General features: G+C 37.0%; 18 protein-coding genes and 1 pseudogene. 15 read left to right on the forward strand and 4 right to left on the reverse strand.

Going from position 1 to position 18,598, the window contains the following annotated elements; genetic code table 11:
• From AC2JBO_RS15105 to AC2JBO_RS15165, 13 genes and pseudogenes are all read left to right on the forward strand, one after another.
• The gene (locus AC2JBO_RS15105; protein ID WP_496954472.1) at positions 1-1,194 is read left to right on the forward strand and encodes a glycosyltransferase family 4 protein; all 1,194 of its coding nucleotides are present in this window, start codon (positions 1-3) and stop codon (positions 1,192-1,194) included.
• A 186-nt stretch (positions 1,195-1,380) separates the two neighbouring features.
• The gene (locus AC2JBO_RS15110) at positions 1,381-2,634 is read left to right on the forward strand and encodes an O-antigen ligase family protein (RefSeq protein ID WP_496954473.1); all 1,254 of its coding nucleotides are present in this window, start codon (positions 1,381-1,383) and stop codon (positions 2,632-2,634) included.
• 75 nt (positions 2,635-2,709) lie between these two features.
• A complete protein-coding gene (locus tag AC2JBO_RS15115) occupies positions 2,710-3,804 on the forward strand; it encodes a glycosyltransferase family 4 protein (protein ID WP_496954474.1) in 1,095 nt (364 codons plus the stop codon).
• 33 nt (positions 3,805-3,837) lie between these two features.
• Positions 3,838-5,718, forward strand: a complete 1,881-nt coding sequence (asnB, locus tag AC2JBO_RS15120; RefSeq protein WP_496954475.1) for an asparagine synthase (glutamine-hydrolyzing) — start codon at positions 3,838-3,840, stop codon at positions 5,716-5,718.
• A gap of 4 nt (positions 5,719-5,722) precedes the next feature.
• Positions 5,723-6,910, forward strand: a complete 1,188-nt coding sequence (locus tag AC2JBO_RS15125; RefSeq protein ID WP_496954476.1) for a glycosyltransferase — start codon at positions 5,723-5,725, stop codon at positions 6,908-6,910.
• Between the two features lie 87 nt (positions 6,911-6,997).
• Positions 6,998-7,759, forward strand: coding sequence for an FkbM family methyltransferase (locus AC2JBO_RS15130; protein WP_496954477.1), 762 nt, complete (start codon positions 6,998-7,000; stop codon positions 7,757-7,759).
• A 7-nt stretch (positions 7,760-7,766) separates the two neighbouring features.
• Positions 7,767-8,600, forward strand: a complete 834-nt coding sequence (locus tag AC2JBO_RS15135; protein ID WP_496954478.1) for a glycosyltransferase family 2 protein — start codon at positions 7,767-7,769, stop codon at positions 8,598-8,600.
• A gap of 16 nt (positions 8,601-8,616) precedes the next feature.
• Complete coding sequence (locus AC2JBO_RS15140; protein WP_496954479.1) at positions 8,617-9,807, forward strand: glycosyltransferase family 4 protein; 1,191 nt, start codon at positions 8,617-8,619, stop codon at positions 9,805-9,807.
• Between the two features lie 305 nt (positions 9,808-10,112).
• A complete protein-coding gene (locus AC2JBO_RS15145) occupies positions 10,113-11,078 on the forward strand; it encodes an NF038130 family PEP-CTERM protein (RefSeq protein ID WP_496954480.1) in 966 nt (321 codons plus the stop codon).
• Between the two features lie 577 nt (positions 11,079-11,655).
• On the forward strand, positions 11,656-12,153 hold the full coding sequence (locus tag AC2JBO_RS15150) for a DUF2231 domain-containing protein (protein WP_496954481.1): 498 nt from the start codon (positions 11,656-11,658) through the stop codon (positions 12,151-12,153).
• On the forward strand, positions 12,153-12,761 hold the full coding sequence (locus tag AC2JBO_RS15155; protein WP_496954482.1) for a DUF2231 domain-containing protein: 609 nt from the start codon (positions 12,153-12,155) through the stop codon (positions 12,759-12,761). The genes AC2JBO_RS15150 and AC2JBO_RS15155 overlap by 1 nt, the downstream gene beginning before the upstream one ends.
• Positions 12,762-12,783: 22 nt before the next feature.
• Positions 12,784-13,758, forward strand: coding sequence for a cytochrome c oxidase subunit II (locus AC2JBO_RS15160; protein ID WP_496954483.1), 975 nt, complete (start codon positions 12,784-12,786; stop codon positions 13,756-13,758).
• A 16-nt stretch (positions 13,759-13,774) separates the two neighbouring features.
• Positions 13,775-14,074: pseudogene (locus tag AC2JBO_RS15165) on the forward strand (cbb3-type cytochrome c oxidase subunit I); the annotation flags it as partial.
• A gap of 131 nt (positions 14,075-14,205) precedes the next feature.
• Here the strand turns inward: AC2JBO_RS15165 and AC2JBO_RS15170 are convergent.
• Complete coding sequence (locus AC2JBO_RS15170; RefSeq protein WP_496954484.1) at positions 14,206-14,406, reverse strand: hypothetical protein; 201 nt, start codon at positions 14,404-14,406, stop codon at positions 14,206-14,208.
• Between the two features lie 202 nt (positions 14,407-14,608).
• On the opposite strand from AC2JBO_RS15170, the gene AC2JBO_RS15175 reads away from it, so the two are divergent.
• Positions 14,609-14,797: a hypothetical protein gene (locus tag AC2JBO_RS15175; protein ID WP_496954485.1), complete on the forward strand. Its 189-nt coding sequence runs from the start codon at positions 14,609-14,611 to the stop codon at positions 14,795-14,797.
• Positions 14,798-14,967: 170 nt separating this feature from the next.
• Here the strand turns inward: AC2JBO_RS15175 and AC2JBO_RS15180 are convergent, their stop codons facing one another.
• Complete coding sequence (locus tag AC2JBO_RS15180) at positions 14,968-15,813, reverse strand: Rpn family recombination-promoting nuclease/putative transposase (RefSeq protein ID WP_496954486.1); 846 nt, start codon at positions 15,811-15,813, stop codon at positions 14,968-14,970.
• A 127-nt stretch (positions 15,814-15,940) separates the two neighbouring features.
• On the opposite strand from AC2JBO_RS15180, the gene AC2JBO_RS15185 reads away from it, so the two are divergent.
• Positions 15,941-16,213: a hypothetical protein gene (locus tag AC2JBO_RS15185; RefSeq protein ID WP_496954487.1), complete on the forward strand. Its 273-nt coding sequence runs from the start codon at positions 15,941-15,943 to the stop codon at positions 16,211-16,213.
• 46 nt (positions 16,214-16,259) lie between these two features.
• Here AC2JBO_RS15185 and AC2JBO_RS15190 read toward each other — a convergent pair whose 3' ends face one another.
• Positions 16,260-16,484, reverse strand: a complete 225-nt coding sequence (locus tag AC2JBO_RS15190) for a hypothetical protein (RefSeq protein ID WP_496954488.1) — start codon at positions 16,482-16,484, stop codon at positions 16,260-16,262.
• A gap of 491 nt (positions 16,485-16,975) precedes the next feature.
• Positions 16,976-18,565, reverse strand: coding sequence for a WD40 repeat domain-containing protein (locus AC2JBO_RS15195; RefSeq protein ID WP_496954489.1), 1,590 nt, complete (start codon positions 18,563-18,565; stop codon positions 16,976-16,978).
• Positions 18,566-18,598: the final 33 nt, after the last annotated feature.

Below are 18,598 nucleotides of genomic sequence, written 5' to 3' on the forward strand. Positions count from 1 at the left end.
ATGAAAATATCTCTTGTTGTCGGTGGGCGATGGCACGCTTTTGACCTAGCACGGGAACTCAATACAGCCGGAGTATTACATCGCTTAATCACTAACTACCCTAAATACAAAACTCGTCAGTGGGGAATACCAGACGAGAAAGTAGTTAGTTTACCTTTGACACTTCTGTTTAGTAGTGTTTTTCACAAAGTTGGAGGAGAAAAGCTTGTAATGAAATCCCAAGCTTTTCTTCATCATTTATTTAGTCAACATGCGGCTCGCTATTTAGAAGGTAGTACCCTAGTACATGGCTGGTCAAGTTTTTCTGAACCTTCAATATATTGGGCAAAAAAGAATAACGTACCGTTTCTCTTAGAGCGTAGTTCTTCTCACATGAGCGTGCAGTGTCAATTGCTGAGGGAAGAATATGATCAATTAGGTTTGACTTGGAATGAAACACATCCAAAAATTGTTGAACAGGAGTTACGGGAATATGAACTCGTAGACCAAATAGCAGTACCTAGCTTATTTGTTAAACGCAGTTTTCTCAGTCAAGAATTTCCTGAACAACGTTTAGTTCACAACCCTTTTGGTACAAATATCAATAGCTTTTCACCAGGAGTGAAGCAGGATAATATCTTTCGCGTAATTTATGCAGGCTCTTTGAGTGTACGTAAAGGTATTCACTATCTAGCGCGAGCTTTTATGGATGCAAATATACCAAATAGTGAACTGTGTTTGGTTGGTGGAGCTACAGCAGAAACATCTCGATTGCTAGCGGGAGCTACGGAGCGAATTAAATCTGTTGGTCATGTACCCCAAGCAAAGTTAGTAGACTACTACCGTAACAGTAGCGTTTTTGTAATGGCAAGCATTGAAGAAGGACTTGCTTATGTACAAGCTCAAGCTCTTGCTTCTGGTTTACCACTAATTTGTACTACTAATACAGGAGGGGAAGATTTGTTACGGATGTCAGGCACTCAACCTATCATGTTAGAGAACGGTATAGAAGAGTACCCTGCTGGGTATTTAATACCTGCGCGCGATAGTCAAGTCATTAGTTTTCTACTTAGCAAATTAGCAGAAAACTCCAATTTACTTAAACAGAAGCAGCAAGCTGCATTAGAATTACGAAAGCAAGATTTAAGTTGGAAAACATATGCACAACGCTCTATTAAATTATATACAGAAATAATTAATCAAACTAAAGTATAAAGAATGAATAAAATTATTACTCCTTAAATTATAATCAAAAAGGAGTTATATATAGAATAAATAGCCAAAATTTTAATTCTTTCTCATGTTTTATCTATTACAGTACAGCTATTTTCAAAAGCAAAACTTTAAACTTTATTCGATTAAAGGCTTCATCCGTAACACCATAAATAAAACAAAACAAACATGAATAAATATTTTTTACTGATTAATATGGTATTTTTGTTACCTATCTTTGGAACTGTTTTACTTCCTAACTTATTCAATTATAATTATTTACCGCCAATATGTTTAGTAGTTGGTTTAAAACTGTTTAATACCAAACTTCTTAACAATATGTTTTTTATGAAAAAATTGGGAGCAAAATTAATTTGTATTTGGACTGTTATGTCTGTTTTATTTACAGTAGTTTTTTATGATAATAAAATTAGTAATTTATTTAATTCTTTAGGAATTACTGTTATACATTTAGCAGTTATTTATTATTTAAATAATTGTCGAAAATGGACAATATTTTTAAGAGAATTTTGTTGGTTTATATTTTGGTTTATCGTAATTAATATTATCATTCAAATGCTACCTGTACCACTAGGAGAAATCATATTTCAAAAAATAAGCGGATGGACGGAATACACAACTCAATTTGATTATATTACTCTTTGGGATTCAATGAAAAATTTTCCTAGTTATACTCCTGCTTCATTCCCGACCTACCGGAATCATGGCGTTGCATTTGTAGCAACATTGGGTTTTGCGACTGGTGTAGCTTTAATTAAATTCCCTAGCATAATAAGGGAAAATTGTCTAAACAAAATTCATATAAATATGTTTATTGTTTTATGCTCTATTTGTATTTTTTTTAGTTATTCTAGAACTGCTTTTATTTCGGTAGCAATAATTAGTATGATATCGATATATTTAAACAATAAAAATTGGATTATATCTTTACTTTTATTTTTAGCTGCATTACCAATCTTTATTGCTATACAACAAGATTTTCAAAATTTTATATTAGAAATACTGCGAATAGACATTGTAAATGTAGAAAGGACAGGAGCAGGAAGAGAACTAATTTGGGATTTGCACTCACAGCTATTTGCCTTAAAACCACTTACTGGTTGGGGATGGATATTACCTTATGAGGATTTTGGCTACGACATTACTAAAAATCCCTTTTCTGAATCAGGTTTAACGTTTGTTTTAGTAACTCAGGGATTATTACGTGGCAGTATTTTTATATGCTTAATGCTTTTAGCTATTTTACGTAATCTCGTATTTGCGAAAAGAAGCTTTTATCATGCTTTATTATCTTTCATATGCATTTTTCTATTTATGCAATTTCTATTTCAAGGAAATTTAGTCGGAGCGACTAGTAGTATAGGTACTTGCTCTCAAGCTTTGCTTGCAATATCTCTTTATTCAGAGCCAATTAAAAATTAACAATATGTATGTAATTATGTTTAATTGTAATTTTAACATAATAATAAACAAACTTTATCAGATTATTTAAAAATCATGATAACTCTTACCCTGGTTTCAGATGCATTTGGTGGACGTGGAGGCATAGCTAAATTCAATAGAGATTTTATCAAAGCCTTATGCACATACCCTCATTCCCAAGAAGTTGTTGCTATTCCCCGTAAAGTAGTAGACCCAATTGATTTACTTCCTGATAAATTAACTTATGTTATAGAAGGCTCAATGGGAAAACTAAGCTTTATTATGGCAATGCTAAAAGTCCTAAAGCAAAAACCTAAAATCGACTTAATTATATGCGGACATATTAATTTTGTTCCTCTTGCATATCTAGTAAGTCTTTGGATTCCTTCACCAATCATTCTAATACTCCACGGGTATGAAGCTTGGCGCCCATCTCCTAATAAATTATCTAATTACTTACTTAAAGCAGTAGCTAGTATTATTTCAGTAAGTGAACTAACAAATAAGCGTTTTATAACCTGGACAAAGTTGAACTATATCAAAGAATTTATACTGCCTAATACGGTTAACCTTGAGTGTTTTACGCCAAAGGAAAAAAATTATGACTTATTAAAACGCTATCAATTAGAGGGTAAAACGACTTTAATGACTTTAGGGCGCCTCGACAGTCATGAACGCTATAAGGGTTTTGATGAAGTGCTAGAAATATTACCTAGTCTCATTCAAGAAATTCAAAATTTGGTCTACATTATTGCTGGTGAAGGAAATGACCGCACAAGACTAGAAGCAAAAGCTAGTTCTTTAGGAATTGAGAAACATATTATATTCACAGGGTTTGTGCCTGAAACAGAAAAAGCAGATCATTATCGACTCGCAGATGCTTACGTCATGCCTAGCAAAGGAGAAGGGTTTGGTATTGTCTTTTTGGAAGCAATGGCATGTGGTGTTCCTGTAGTTGCCAGCAAACTAGATGGTGGAAGGGAAGCTGTGCGAAATGGGTTATTAGGTATTATAGTTGACCCTAATAGTCCAGAGGAAATTAAAGCTGGAATAATAGAAGCTTTAAAACGTCCAAAAGGAGTAGTTCCGCAAGGGTTAGATTACTTCTCAGATCAAAATTTTGAGAAGAGGTGTCACACAATTATTGATTCAATTCTTACACAAAAGTAAACAGTAGATTAATTAATTTAATAGTACATAAGTATGTGTGGAATATTTGGGTACATCGGCGCCGAAAATTTAAATTCAGAAAGAGTTTTAGCAGCATTGCATCATCGGGGTCCAGATTCTCAAGGAACTTGGAAAGCAAATCTAGGTGCCAAACAAATTCATTTACTCCATACCCGTTTAGCAATTATTGACCTTTCTCCAGCTGGACACCAGCCAATGGTCGATGTTATCACTGGCAATGTAGTAGTGTTTAATGGAGAAATTTACAACTTTTTGGAACTACGCCAAGAACTCAAAGCTCACGGTTTAGTATTTCACTCCCAAAGCGATACGGAAGTTCTATTGTTAGGCTACCGTGTCTGGGGAGAAAAACTTATTGAACGTTTAGATGGGATGTTTGCCTTTCTGCTGTTTGACCAAAATCGTCAACGGTTGTTAGTAGCGCGCGACCATGTTGGAATCAAGCCTCTATACTATGCTTATACTCAGGGAGGAGGTATTGCATTTGCATCAGAAGTTAGAGCGCTAATTAGTTCTGAACTAGTAGCAACTGACTGGGATGAGCAAAGCATTTACGATTATCTTGTTTATGGGTCTATACAGGAACCTCGAACTATTCGACAAGCAATTAAAGCTTTTCCTTCAGCCCATTATTCCTGGGTTGATTTACAGCAAGATAGAGTTACATTAACTCAACAAGTTCGTTACTGGAATCTTGGAGACTTATTCTATAAACAAACACAGATAACACCACCATCAGCAAGCCAAAATACTCACACAGAAGTTTTGCAGTCTACGCTTAAAAATCAGCTAATTGCAGAAGTTCCCGTAGGTTTGTTTCTTTCATCTGGAATAGACAGCACAGCTTTAGCTTGCTCGCTTGCCCCAATCAGCAACAATAGAATGTCCACTTTTACGTTTGATTTACAGAATTCCAGCAAAAACGAAAGTTTTCTGGCAGCCATGACCGCACAACAATTAAATCTAAAGCACTATACAGCTGATCTTTCCCAAGAAACACTTGCTACTTGGTTACTCGATAGCTTTGCTGCAATGGATCAACCATCCTCAGATGGTACTAATACTTATCTAATATCCAGAGCTTCACGTGCATATGATATTACAGTTGTCTTGAGTGGTAGTGGAGCAGATGAACTACATGGAGGCTATCCCCATTTCAGTTCTCTAGTTTCTTTATATAAATTTGCACAAAAAGTGGGCATTATGAAGTCTGTTTTTTTGCCTTGTATAGAAAAGGTAAAGGGTTGGGGTAAAAATTCTATATATAGAGAAAGACTCCAACTTTTGTTACAACGGAGCAACTCACCTAGACAAATGGTGGATGAAGTTCGCCGTTACTTCACACCCAATCAAATATCTGACTTTTGGACTGGCGCCCAAGATTATGAGCAGACTACAATGCCTTGTAAGCATAAAGCCGATATTAGTCAAAATTTTGATATTGAAACTCAAATTTGTCTGAGTGAAGTTGAAGGTTATTTACAAAACACCTTATTGAGAGATAGCGACTGGGCAACAATGGCAAACCAGCAAGAGCTACGTGTTCCATATCTAGGAAAAAGTTATATAGAAACAGTATGTGGTATACCCTGGAGTGAAAAACGGACTACAAAAGCACAAAAAAAGCCTTTATTAGCTAGTCAGATTCCCAAAAGCTTTCAAAATGTTTTAAAACGTCAAAAAACAGGCTTTGATTTAGACTACAACCTATACTTAAGTTCCTCACTACGAGAGTGTATGCATACAGCCTTTACATATCTAAACCAGACCTATGATTTTAAGCTCAACACTGAACAATTAGAACGAGATTTAAAAATAGGAGACCCAGCTAAACAAGCTCGTCGTTATTGGGCACTTACTAGCCTTGGTTTCTATCTTCACCAACATAGCTAGGCAAATGACATCAAAAAAGTTAAAAATACTACACTATATTCCTGTCTATGCACCCGCATGGAAATTTGGTGGTCCCGTTCTCAGCGTTAGCCAACTTTGTGAAGGATTAGCAAACCTCGGCCATGAAGTTGAGGTCTTCACTTCCAATGCTGGTTTGGAAAACCAAACTGAATTACCTCTTAACCAACCAATAATTCGCAACGGTGTTAAAGTCACTTACTTTGTAAAAGAACCAGGAATGGGTATTCATTGCCCAGGTATGGAGCAAGCAGTTACAGCAAGAGCAAAGGAATTTGACATTATTCATGTTACAGGTGTTTGGCAACGTACTAGTACAGCAGCTTGTAAAGCCGCAAAAAAACACGGCATTCCTTATATTGTCTCACCACGAGGCGCCCTTGGACCTTACTCTTGGCGGCAAAAAACAGCAAAAAAGCTAGCTTACTACTTATTGCAAGAAGGTTTTAACGTTAGAAATGCCGCAGCTATTCACTATACGAGCAAGCAAGAACTAGAAGAATGCCAATGGTTACGTCTACCTGGGCAAGCTTTCATAGTTCCTAATGGCTTAGAAACTAAATTTTGGAGACATGCTCCAGATGAGTCAAAAGGATGGCGAAAATCGTATGAATTAAGTGAAGATGACTTTGTAATTTTAAATGTCGGGCGCCTGCACCATAAAAAGGGATTAGATTTACTACCAAAGACTCTCGCTCCACTGCGGGGACTAAATTGGCAAATGATTTTTGTTGGAGGCGATGATGATGGTACGAAAAAAGAACTGATGGCACAATTTCAAGCTGTAAACTTATTAAAGCAGGTTCATTTTTTAGATAGATGTAAGCCAGAGCAATTATCAGCTATTTACTCTGCTGCAAATTTATTTGTTTTACCCAGTCGGCACGAGAACTTTGGCAATGTTGTCATAGAAGCCTTATCCTGTAACTGTCCAGTTTTAATATCAAACAAGGTTGGACTTCATAATGAAGTTGCTGAAGCTGGTATGGGCTGGGTATGTCCGCGCGTTGCAAGTGAATGGACAAACGTAATTCGAGATTTAATCCAATTACCTAGTCAATTACAAAAAGCAAATTTTGATTCAAGAGCATGGATAAAATCATTGTTTTTAATCGAAAAAATTGCCAAGCATATTGAAAGTTACTATATTGACCTTTTAAACAATCATACATAATAAATTATTAACTTAAAAATTATACAATAAATTTAATAGGTATGTTTATGTTATACATTACAAAAATAAATTATTTAGGAGATAATTATGTTAGCACAATTTAATCTTTTTCTTAAAGAAGTATGGTTGGTTAGTAAGATTTTACCATTAGGTGAATTTACTCGTTGGTTGTCTGGAACACTTACGCATTTAGTTACACTTGCTAAAACTAAAAGTTTATGGGCTTTAGATAAAGCTTTCGGAGACTCGTTTGATGTTTTGTGGGATAACAAGAAACTACATTTCGATAATTTAGGGTTTGGGGTAGTACGTGAAATATATGGGCATTTATGTTACGTAGAAAAAGGTCGATTAAAAGAAGCCCGTCATATTCTTGATTTAGGTGCCAATGGAGGCGCTTTTACTGTTTTTGCATTAGCAGAAGCACCTTATGCACAAGTTCATGCAGTAGAAGCACAATCAGAATTTGTTAATGCGATAAAACATAATACTACTAAAAATGGATATGAAAATAGAGTACAAATTCAATGTGCTGTTGTAGGTGGCTTCTACAATAGTTGGACAAAATCTCTAATCAAATCAAATCCGAAAATTGAAGAGTTTAACATTCATGAATATATATCTCGTGTTGGTACTTGTGATTTCTTAAAATGTGATGTTGAAGGTGGAGAATTTTCATTCTTTCAAGAAGATTTAACTTGGACTAAATCGGTTAAACAAATGGTCATAGAATATCACCCAAGTGAAGGTAATGTCAATGAATTAGAGAAAACTATCAAAGCTCAAGGCTTTACAGTAAAACGTACAGATCACTCATCTCTAGGCTATTTTTATTGTACAAGGGAGTAATTATATTATGAATACAAATATAAGTGCTGTTATTCTCACTAAAAATGAAGTAGTCAATCTCAAACGTTGTATCGACTCACTCCAATGGTGTCAAGAAATAGTTATTGTAGACTCAGGAAGTACTGATGGAACAATAGAGTTAACAAAATTACTCGGAGTGAAAGTTTTTACTCATATTCAAAGTCCTCGATTTATCATTGCTGAACAACGTAACTGGGCTTTGAATAACTGTAATTTACAATTCGATTGGGTTTTATTCGTCGATGCTGATGAAACAGTTCCTCCAGAACTTGCTACAGAAATTCAAAAGGTTTGTGCTGACAAGAACAATCCCTATAATGCTTTTGAACTTACTGCCCGCTACTTATTTTGGGGAAAGTGGTTAAAGCTTACTCAAGGATACCCAAACTGGCATTCTCGTCTTGTAAAACGAGGAGAAGTCTTTTTTGCTGGTGGAGTGTGGGAACACTTTACAAACAATGCAAGAGTCGGTAAAATTGCAATTCCTTATGACCACTTTGCTAATTCTAAAAGATTTAGTGATTGGCTAGAGCGACACGACCGTTACTCTAGCTGGGATGCAGAAAACGTAATGAAATTTCTAGAAACACGTGAGGTTAGTAGTTTAGCGACTAATCGCAAGCTTCAATTACGACTACTCGCTGCAAAATTTTGGCTTTTACGTCCGATAGTTCGTTTTATCCAGATGTATATTCTTAGATTAGGTTTTTTAGAAGGATGGCAGGCTTTCTTTTTTTGCCTCCTTTATGCAATGTATGAGTTTATGACAGTAGTAAAAATTATTGAACTTAAACGAATTAAATCAGGGTTAGCTCTTTAATTCTTATACTAAAAATATGCAATCAATAACTATTTTAACTCAATACTTTTACCCTAGTTTTTCTGCCACTGCTCAATTAATGACAGATTTGGCTAAGGGACTAGTCACGCGCGGTTATACTTTGAATGTTGTTACAGAAACTCAGTCGAGTCTTACTATTCCAGAATCTTTAAATCAAGTAAATATAAATCGTGCGTTTTCTCCAATTAAATCTAGTACTAGTATTATCAGCAAAATTGCTAGTTCAATATTTTATATTTTAGGAGCGTTTACTTACCTCATTTTTAAACAACCGCGAAATGTACCTCTTTTAATTGCGTCTAACCCACCCTATGCAGGTATTTTGGGTATTTGCTTTAAATTCTTAAAAAGAGGTAAATATTGCTTTCTACTACAAGATATCTTTCCTGAATCTGCTCTCATGACTGGTGTGTTGCAGTCACCAGGAATTTTATTCAAGTTTTTTAGTTGGCTGATTCACTTAACCTGTAAATATTCGCAAAATATAATTGTTCTCAGTAGCTCAATGCAAGCTTTTTTAGAACTAAAATATCCTGACATCAAAGACAAAATACAAGTTTTTGAAAATTGGGCTATTGAAAATATTTCACCAATAGGGAAGGAAAACAATTGGTTTGCTAAACAATACAATCTTGATGAAAAATTTACAGTTTTATACTCAGGTAACTTAGGTAGACTGCACGATATTGAATCTATCGCGATTGCAGCAAAGTTACTCAAAGACGCTCCAATTCAATTTGTTTTTATTGGTGAAGGAATAAAAACTAAAGTCTTAAAAGAAGCAATTGCAACATATGAGTTGAAAAACATACTTTTGTTACCTTTCCAAGACCGAGAAACACTTCCACTTTCCCTGACCGCTTGTGATGCTTCCCTCGTCAGTCTAATTCCAGGCGCCGAGTCGATTGTTGCACCATCTAAACTCTACGGAATGTTAGCAGCAGGAAGAACAGTTATCGCGATTACTTCTCCAAACTCATATATAGACCAGTTATTAACAACTTACAATTGTGGAGTTAACATCCCTCCTAATAACCCTCAAAAACTTGCTGAGGTGATAAAGGAACTAGTACAACATTCTCAAAGAACTAAGGCAATGGGCAAAAACGCGCGTCAACTGTACGAGCAAAAATATACGTTCCAGTGTGCGCTTGATAAGTATACAAAGCTGTTAACTGAACAATAATAATCTGAATCGGAGTATTTTTCACTCCGACAGCACTACAAACATACTTTAGGTATACTACTTACGTAATATTACTGTTTAACTAGTAACATTAGTGCATTAAATTTTACTGGTATTTTATTGACAATTCATATGAATTTCACCTAATAAAGATTCTTGATCTCTTATACTGTGTTTACTTGTTCACGATTTGCAACCTTTGTGAACAATGCGATTTGACCATTTCAAAAAATGATTCTGTTTTAGGGAAACCTAGAACTGTACATTGTATAAAAGTTTACACAGAAAATCATAGGGGATTTAAGATGAATAACGCTTTTAAGAAACTTTTGATTGGCGCCTCCATCACTGCTAGCATCAGCGCAGTTGCAAGCGCTCCAGCATTTGCCTCCGGTATAACAAACGTTAGTGTTACTGGCAGTGACTACATTAAATATGATGCGAAAGATGGCAAGACGTTTCAGAATAACAGTGCGAGTTTAGAACAAATCTTAACTGGTGATGCTAGTAATCCGACTGGTAATATTGAACTATTCGCAAGCAGTGAGCAATCATTACTTTCTCCAAACTCAAATTCAAACGCTTTGCAGCGTTTTCTAGCGCTCAACAATTTCCTCAATTATAACCAAGTTACAAGCCTGAATGGTCAAATTGGTGGAAAACAAATCACTATTAGCAGTCTTACAGCAGCAGACTGGTTTGGTGCATCAACTGTAGCAAATGTAAAAACAGCCTTAGGTAATGCACTAAACGATAATCAGCGTTTAGCAGCAATTAGTTCATTGTATAACCCATCAAATACAGCAACCTCTTGGTTTACTGAGACTTTATCCAAGTATGGCGCCACAGCTAATCAAACAACCTTCACCGCTTTCCTACTTGCTGGAGGATTCCAAAGGTTCAGTGACCCCAATATATCATATGTTAATCAAGATAATGATGGACTAATTAGAATTGGGTTAGCAGGTCATTATGATGCGGCGCCTTTGTTAGGAATTTCTTCTAATACACCTTTACAGGCAAGCGAACTAGTTAAAGTTGCTTATAACAATGGTCAAGCGCAAATCCTTTACAGCCATAATGCTACACTATCTGGACTAACTGAAACAGACGGTATATCCCACAATGGTAATTACGAAGTCACGCTTGCAGGTGTAGCTCCTCAACCTACATCTTCTAAAGTGCCTGAACCTGGAGTAATATTTGGTTTGCTAGCTGTTGGTGGTGTGTTTAAAGTTCAGCGTCAGATGAAAAAAGCTTGCATTCGCTAGTTAATTTCTTTAAGTACTAAAAAAGCAAAACCTCAATATATACATAAAAAGCTTGCTTATGCAGGCTTTTTTTTTATAGTTACATCTTCATCTATCAATATAGACTAATATACAAAAACATTTTTTATGAATGTTTATAAATAACATTTAGAAATTTGTTATTGTTATTAAAGCAGTACATTTGTTGACTTGCTTAATCATGATTAAGGAAATATAAAGCTATAATTATACAAATAGATTAAAGCTGTTATCTATACATGGATTTATTTCTTCTGGCTATTTGCATATAAAAGTCGATGAAATACTACGCGCGTTGGGTAACAAATATTTGTATAGGTTGGCTTTGATACGTGAAAACCAACGTTGTAGAGACGCGATATATCACATCTCTACATAGGTTTTTGGTGTCTGTAAGTATAAAACATTGGACAAACAATCTCACCCTGAACATTAAAAATCAATAGTAAAAGTCGCCATTTGAACTTTTTTAATTCTTGAATTCCTTAACAATTGAGGTAACTGTAAAGTTTTGTTTCGTGCAAAAGTTTAGCTGCTTAGGTGTACCTCGGAGAATATTATGTTTGAGCTTCTACAAAAGTTGAACGACCACGGTCTACCATATCCCGACACTATTCACCCCATTATTGTTCACTTTGTGATTGCAATGGTGTTATTTGCTTTCGTATGTGACGTTATTGGTTACTTTACTAAGAACGCGCGTTTGTTCGAGGTGAGTTGGTGGAATATGTGTCTTGCCACCGTTGCTGTGTTTGTGGCAATCATTTTTGGTCAGTTTGAAGCTGGACTTGCACATCCATATGATATGGCACAACCTGTATTGAGTGTACACACACTAATTGGTTGGTCATTGTCTGGAATTATTGCTGCAATTACAGGTTGGCGATATGTGATTCGTTTGAAAACCCCAGAAAAACTTCCAGCTCCCTACTTAGGTGTGGGGTTAGTATTAGCTGGTTTAGTCTTTGTGCAAGTCTTCCTCGGTGATGAACTCGTTTGGATATACGGCTTACACACAGTTCCAGTTGTTGAAGCACTCAAAGAAGGATTACTGTAATGGAAACTGGACTCATTGAACAATTACGCGCGCACCTTGGCGCCAATGGTTTACCGTATATTATTCCGATTCACCCAAATTTAGTACACTTAACCCTAGGGTTATTTATTATCGGCATTACGTTTGATTTTGTTGGTGTACTCTTTCCATATCAACAACCAATATTCAAATTCTTGGCACTACCAGCTCTTCAGTCTAACTTCTTTGATGTTGGCTGGTACAACATGCTTGGTTCATCCATCATTACATTTTTTACAGTTGCAGCAGGTTTCTACGAAATGATGCTCGCTGAACCAAATATGGATGTAACTTCTGCTTGGGGACTCCACGCAATGGAAACAATGCTGTGGCACGGAGTAGGTGGTGTTTTACTACTCGCTATTATCGCTGGCATGACTATATGGAGAGGTTTTCAGCGCTTCAAATGGCGTAAAGACGAAGACCGTCAAGTTCAGTGGGGTTACTTAGTAGCAGGATTAGCAATTATGTTTGTCTTGTATCTCCACGGTACATTAGGCGCCCAACTTGCCGCAGAATTTGGTGTACATAATACAGCAGATTCAATATTGCGTAATGGTGGAAATATTCACAAGTTGTTGTTGAAGTAAGAAAAATCGATTGCCCATTACCATGAACACCCGGAACCTTTCAGCACTGACCGTTGGTACAGTTGTAGTGACTGCGGCAAGTCTTTGGATGGGACAGCAAGCTTATTCTTGGTTCCCTGTTCAAGCTACAGTCGAAGCGCAACTCATTGACGATTTATTTAGTTTTCTCGTAGTACTCGCTTCATTTATTTTCTTTGGTGTAACTGCTGCATTATTATATGCCGTTGTATTTCATCGCGCGGCAGAACATGATACTAGCGATGGTCCTCCAATCGAAGGTAATATTACCCTCGAAGTCGTATGGACAGCAATCCCTATAGTACTAGTAATTTGGATTGCTGGTTACAGTTACCAAATCTATGACCAAATGTCCATTCGCGGCCCAATGGAACACCACCTCCACATACCAATGGGTATGGACTCAGCAGCAGCGGCACCTTGGGATGGACTTTGGAACAAAAAACCTAGAGCTACCGAACAAGAACCAGACATTGATGTAACTCAACCTATCAACGTTATAGCGAAACAATGGGCTTGGGAGTTTCACTACCCTTACAAAAACGTTTCCAGTACAGAACTACATATACCTGTAAACGAACGAGTTCATTTGGCTTTAGAATCTCAAGATGTTCTCCACGGCTTTTTTGTACCTGCTTTCCGAGTCAAACAAGATATTATTCCCAAGAACAAAATCGACTTTGAATTTACTCCAACGCGCGAAGGTACATACCGTTTAATGGATTCACAATTTAGCGGTACTTACTTCGCCACAATGGAAGCAAATGTAGTAGTAGACTCGCTTGAGAATTACAAAAACTGGTTGAAGAAAGCTGCTAGCCAAGAACCGGCGCCTGCTATTAACCAAGCTGCTACCGAATATGCCCTCACAAAGGATAGTCCCTTTAAAACTGGTTGGCAAAGTGTTGAACCTGCGGCGCCTCCCATTGTTAATTACCAAGCTCCTAATTCTGTAAGGACTTCAGTCCTTACTAAATAACCATACCTAAATAATTATGGCAAACATCAACGTTGAGAAAAGTTCCAGCGTTGTGATTGAGAAACATCACTATCTTCCCCCCACAACCTGGAAAACTTACTTTAGCTTTAGCCACGACCACAAAGTTATTGGCATTCAATACCTTGTAACCTCATTCATATTTCTACTCGTTGGTGGCATTTTTGCAATGATTATGAGGGGTGAATTACTCACTCCACAATCTGACCTTGTTGACCGCACTGTGTACAATGGTCTATTCACCATGCACGGTACTGTAATGCTTTTTGGCTGGACTTTTCCAAGTCTACTGGGGTTAACAAGGGTCAAATTCTATAATCTTTTGTGGCACAAGCCCAAAGCACCTATTTGTGCGCTTTTGAAAGTTGTTGTCGAGGAGTGGTAATATAGCATTGTATCAAAACGACACTCAACATACATATTTATTCTCTAAAACAGCGCTTTTTTTGCGATAAATACGTAATAAACAATAAATCTGGTAATATTTAGTCGCATCTTTTTGGCACCTGTAACAAAACGATAATTTAATAATGGCGCGCGCTTTTTCAGACGTTGTTCGGGAGTAAGTAATTTACAGTAACCGCGCTTCGGAGTTAAGTAGCTTATGTTTTTTAACCAAGTCGGAAACATCAAACCCACCTACCGCTAAAGCAAGTTGTCTCGCTTCGTCAAAAGGAAACTCGCGCGCTTCAAAGGTATCCCATGCTTTGGATGTACCATTGGGTTAAGGGGTCGATACCATTAAAATCCTTACCTTCTAATAAATTTTGCAACACGAGACGAGTGTCTAAAACTCATATGACAGAAGTAATATTGATAGATAAACTTTCAAATGCTGAAAACTGGAATGAAGTTTGTAGAGACTTGCGCTCTTGTTGTAGCTATTCGTAAAATGCATGTAGAGGATTTAATTAAAGAGATATTACAATCCGACGGATATGAAGAGTCAATAGAGTTGGAAGGGGTAGACTGGTTTTGCCTGCTTGACGACCAAGAAGCATTAATAGTTAACTCAGAATAAGTTGAATAAATCCATGCTGTAAGTAATTGCAGGAAGCTGTGACTGTCTATAAATTAATGCCTGCTTTTCTTTCATTTATAAACCTTTAAATAATGTTTAATTAGGGCAGGATAAATATACAATAATAATTGTAAACTCAACCTAACCCATCTATATATACAGCAAGAATTTTACATAACTTGCTGTACTTCTCCCAAAGTTTGAGCAGTCATAATACAGCGCAAAATTTCTGTTAGCTTTTCGGAATCTGAAATTTCATTAATCTGCTGCATTAACTCTAAACCATCGGCGCCAAATTTGGCTTCTAAACCCATGCGAATATTTGACAACCTTTCATTTTGTTGTCCCCGCTTTTCGCTTTCTTCAGTAAGCTGTTGATACCAAGGCGATTCTTGTAATATAGCCATATCCCACCTTAAAATCTGTTGTACTAAAACGCTATCTAATACAAAACTAGCAAAAAAACCTAAGACTGGTTCAAATTGGTTTAATTTGTCATCTGTACGAATCAACTTCAATGCTTCTCTAATCGTACTTTGATTATCTCCTCCATTCAATATTGGCACAAATGGTAATAGTGACGGGATAGGTTCATTAAAAACCGTTGCCACATCTACCTCCCACAGGTTAATAACGCGGTAGTCTTGACATGCGTATATCCCCTCAAAGGTTGACTCATAACGCTCAGGAATTGTAGCATCACTATCTTTCAAGATATTGATTAGCACAGGAAAAACTGGCAAGTTGTATTTCTCCTCTGACAGTGCTATGTATGCTCGCATCCGTCTTGGCATGGTGTACTTGTAGCGCAACTGCAACTCGTTCAACACAAGGAAATCTTTACCTTTTTTATTGGTAACACGGATTAGTACGTCACTTTCTCTACTTATCCATTGAAATTCTGCATTCACAATTTCTTTTACCGTTAAATCGGTAAGTTGTGTTACCCATCTTACCCAATCTTCTGGGGCAAGACTAATTAATCGTTTTGTACCAATATCAGCAGGTTTAGCCATAAACTTATTCAGAGGCTGTGATAATAACATTGTATAACTTTGTATGCCAACAAGCAATAGTGTATGCCAATATATGACGAAAAACTTAAAATTTCTTATAATTAGGAATTAGAGTTGGAGCAGATGTGTGAAAGACGAAAGAATAATTTTTAGGTTAGACAGCAGTCTTAAAGAAGCTTTTATGGCTAAAGCACAAGCTGAAAATAAAAGGTATACCGATGTACTGATTGGGCTTTTGCAAAAGTATGTTGCACAGGCACCTTGTGATTTATCGGAGATAGAGCAAATTAAGTTAAGGCTTGAAAGATTGGAAGAAGAGGTAAACAAGACAAGTGCTTTGAGGGAAGAAATTGAAGGACTCAGGCAGTTTCGCGCGCGGGTTTTGGCGGCAACTGAGTAAAGGCGCCGTAGAGTGTGTAATTATGTCATATTTTGTCATACACTTGTTAATGGTGGTCATTAGTGATTCCCAACTCATTTAATTTGGCTTTGACATCATAAGAATTTTTGCCGCAGTAGTAATATTGTTTGTCGAGAATGTTAGCCAAGTAATATCCTTCTTGTCCGCCATTGATTTTAAAAAGCTCTCTTGCCACTGATGTAAGAGAAGTTCCAAATCCTTTAAAGGTATCCTCTATTGAAAAGCGTGGTAGCTCACCGGAATGCACCAACGTATTAATACTTAATTTCTCTATTTACAATAAACATAAATTTTTATCAATAACACGATAAAATAGCCTTTTTAGCCTGCTCCCGGCAGGCTTTGTTCGTATAGTCCCACCCTTATAGGGTGTAGGTGCAAGATATAAGCCTCTGACTGGCGCCGCAAGCGCTCCAGTAAAATATGAAACTAGCACATTTTTTGGAACCCTTATTGTATATGGATTTTTTGAATGTGCAAGTTAGGAGGTAGGTTGTAATGATTGTAAAATACCTCTCCATGTATTGCCTCACGGATATCGGTAGTCTCCTTGCCAAAGCTGTCCTTTGGAAGATGCCAAGCAGGGTTTAAATTTTTGTACAATGTAAATTAACTTTTATAGTTCTATTCTTTGCTGGCGCCGTTTCCTAATGTCATGCGTTATTACTAGCCTGTATAAATACCCATTGTTTATCTTGGTGCCGAGCAACTTGGTAGTAAAGTGGTATTATAATAGAGGTACTAGTAGGAGTAGGCAGAGTATTGGGCGCCGACTTGCTTGCTTTGAAGGGAGAGAGTATTAACTTTTAACTTGTCATCACAAAGATGTATGACGCCAGTATCTACCTCTATATTAGTATGCAAGTAATCGCGCGTCCAATTACAAGCATATTTAAGTAAATCGAGATTAAGAATTTGTTCTAAATTCCATACAATTACTGTTTGGTCGTCTCCTGCGGAAGCGAGAAATTTGTTATCAGGGCTAAAAGCTACCTTCATGGGTAGAGAAGTATGTCCACCTCGTAGCGTAGTTAGTAACGTCCCGTCAATTTTCCAAAGTTTAACTGTATTATCAGCACTGCCTGCTGCAATGATATTACTATCGGGACTAAACGCAACTCTTGTAAAACCAACTCTATCCCCATTTAAGGTTAAGAGCAAAGTTCCATCAGCGCGCCATACTTTAACAGTACCATCATAGCTTGCACTGGCAATTTTTTGACTATCAGGACTAATTGCAATACCCCAGACAGCGGTCTTATGACTTTTTAGTGTTCTCAATAAAGAGCCATCTGTCCGCCACAGCTTAATAGTAGTATCAGCGCTTGCTGAAGCAATAAATTTACCATCACGGCTGTAATCTACGCTCCAAACTCTCGCAGTATGCCCCAAAAAAGTTTTTAACAAAGTTCCATCTAGTTTCCATAGTTTAACAGTTTTGTCCTCACTTGCTGAGATCAGCATTTCACCGTTAGAACTAAACGCCACATCTGTAACCAGACCAGTATGTCCTCTCAAAGTTTTAACCAAAGTACCATCAAGTTGCCACAGTGTAACCGTACCGTCATCTTCTCCAGCGGCGATAATATTACCATTGGGACTTATTGCAACAGCACGAAGAGCATTTTGCGTTTTGATCGTTTTCACTAGTATGCCATCTCGACCCCATAGTTTGAGTGTGTGGTCTGTGCTTCCTGTTGCCAAAAGTTGAGCAGACCCCAAAGGGTTCCAAGAAAGAATAGGACTAAATGCTACTCCCCAAATGGCAGCAGTGTAATCAGTTAGCTTTTGCATGAAACCGGATTTTAGGCGCCAAAGTTTAACTGTTGCGTCTTCACTGCTTGAGGCAACAATTTCACCGTCAGGACTAAAAGCAACTCCCCTAACCACCCCATCATGTCCCTTAAGAATTTTTATACTTGTACCATCGGTTCTAAATACGCGGACGGTTTTATCTGCACTTGCGCTAGCAATCATTGTACCGTCAGCACTAAAGGCAACAGCATTAACTTCACCGCTATGTCCTGTAAAAGTTTTTAGGTTAGTGCCGTCTAGTTTCCACAATTTAACTGTATTATCGGCACTAGCAGAAACAAGAGTTTTGCCCTCTGGACTAAATTTAACACCCCAAATTCCAGATTGATGTCCTATCCAGCTTTTAAGATTGTTTCCATTTCGATCCCATAATTTGATCACACCAGCCCCATCAACTGAAGCAATGGTCTGGTTATCATTACTGAAAGCCACACCCCAAATTCCCGCTTGATGTCCTTCAAAGGTTTTTAATAAAGTACCATTTAACAATACCTTCGCCAAAAATATGATTGGCAAAAATACTTTTGCCGTCAGTGTTTCAAGTCAAAC

The organism is Calothrix sp. CBUCES-K 9914 (genome assembly GCF_059640475.1).

Bases quoted from the DNA above. Each gene is read 5' to 3' on its own strand.
- AC2JBO_RS15175 (WP_496954485.1), top strand. From the start codon at position 14,609: ATGCTGAAAACTGGAATGAAGTTTGTAGAGACTTGCGCTCTTGTTGTA.
- asnB (WP_496954475.1), top strand. From the start codon at position 3,838: ATGTGTGGAATATTTGGGTACATCGGCGCCGAAAATTTAAATTCAGAA.
- AC2JBO_RS15115 (WP_496954474.1), top strand. From the start codon at position 2,710: ATGATAACTCTTACCCTGGTTTCAGATGCATTTGGTGGACGTGGAGGC.
- AC2JBO_RS15140 (WP_496954479.1), top strand. From the start codon at position 8,617: ATGCAATCAATAACTATTTTAACTCAATACTTTTACCCTAGTTTTTCT.
- AC2JBO_RS15155 (WP_496954482.1), top strand. From the start codon at position 12,153: ATGGAAACTGGACTCATTGAACAATTACGCGCGCACCTTGGCGCCAAT.
- AC2JBO_RS15110 (WP_496954473.1), top strand. From the start codon at position 1,381: ATGAATAAATATTTTTTACTGATTAATATGGTATTTTTGTTACCTATC.
- AC2JBO_RS15135 (WP_496954478.1), top strand. From the start codon at position 7,767: ATGAATACAAATATAAGTGCTGTTATTCTCACTAAAAATGAAGTAGTC.
- AC2JBO_RS15145 (WP_496954480.1), top strand. From the start codon at position 10,113: ATGAATAACGCTTTTAAGAAACTTTTGATTGGCGCCTCCATCACTGCT.
- AC2JBO_RS15125 (WP_496954476.1), top strand. From the start codon at position 5,723: ATGACATCAAAAAAGTTAAAAATACTACACTATATTCCTGTCTATGCA.
- AC2JBO_RS15170 (WP_496954484.1), bottom strand. From the start codon at position 14,406: ATGTTTCCGACTTGGTTAAAAAACATAAGCTACTTAACTCCGAAGCGC.
- AC2JBO_RS15130 (WP_496954477.1), top strand. From the start codon at position 6,998: ATGTTAGCACAATTTAATCTTTTTCTTAAAGAAGTATGGTTGGTTAGT.
- AC2JBO_RS15160 (WP_496954483.1), top strand. From the start codon at position 12,784: ATGAACACCCGGAACCTTTCAGCACTGACCGTTGGTACAGTTGTAGTG.
- AC2JBO_RS15150 (WP_496954481.1), top strand. From the start codon at position 11,656: ATGTTTGAGCTTCTACAAAAGTTGAACGACCACGGTCTACCATATCCC.
- AC2JBO_RS15180 (WP_496954486.1), bottom strand. From the start codon at position 15,813: ATGGCTAAACCTGCTGATATTGGTACAAAACGATTAATTAGTCTTGCC.
- AC2JBO_RS15105 (WP_496954472.1), top strand. From the start codon at position 1: ATGAAAATATCTCTTGTTGTCGGTGGGCGATGGCACGCTTTTGACCTA.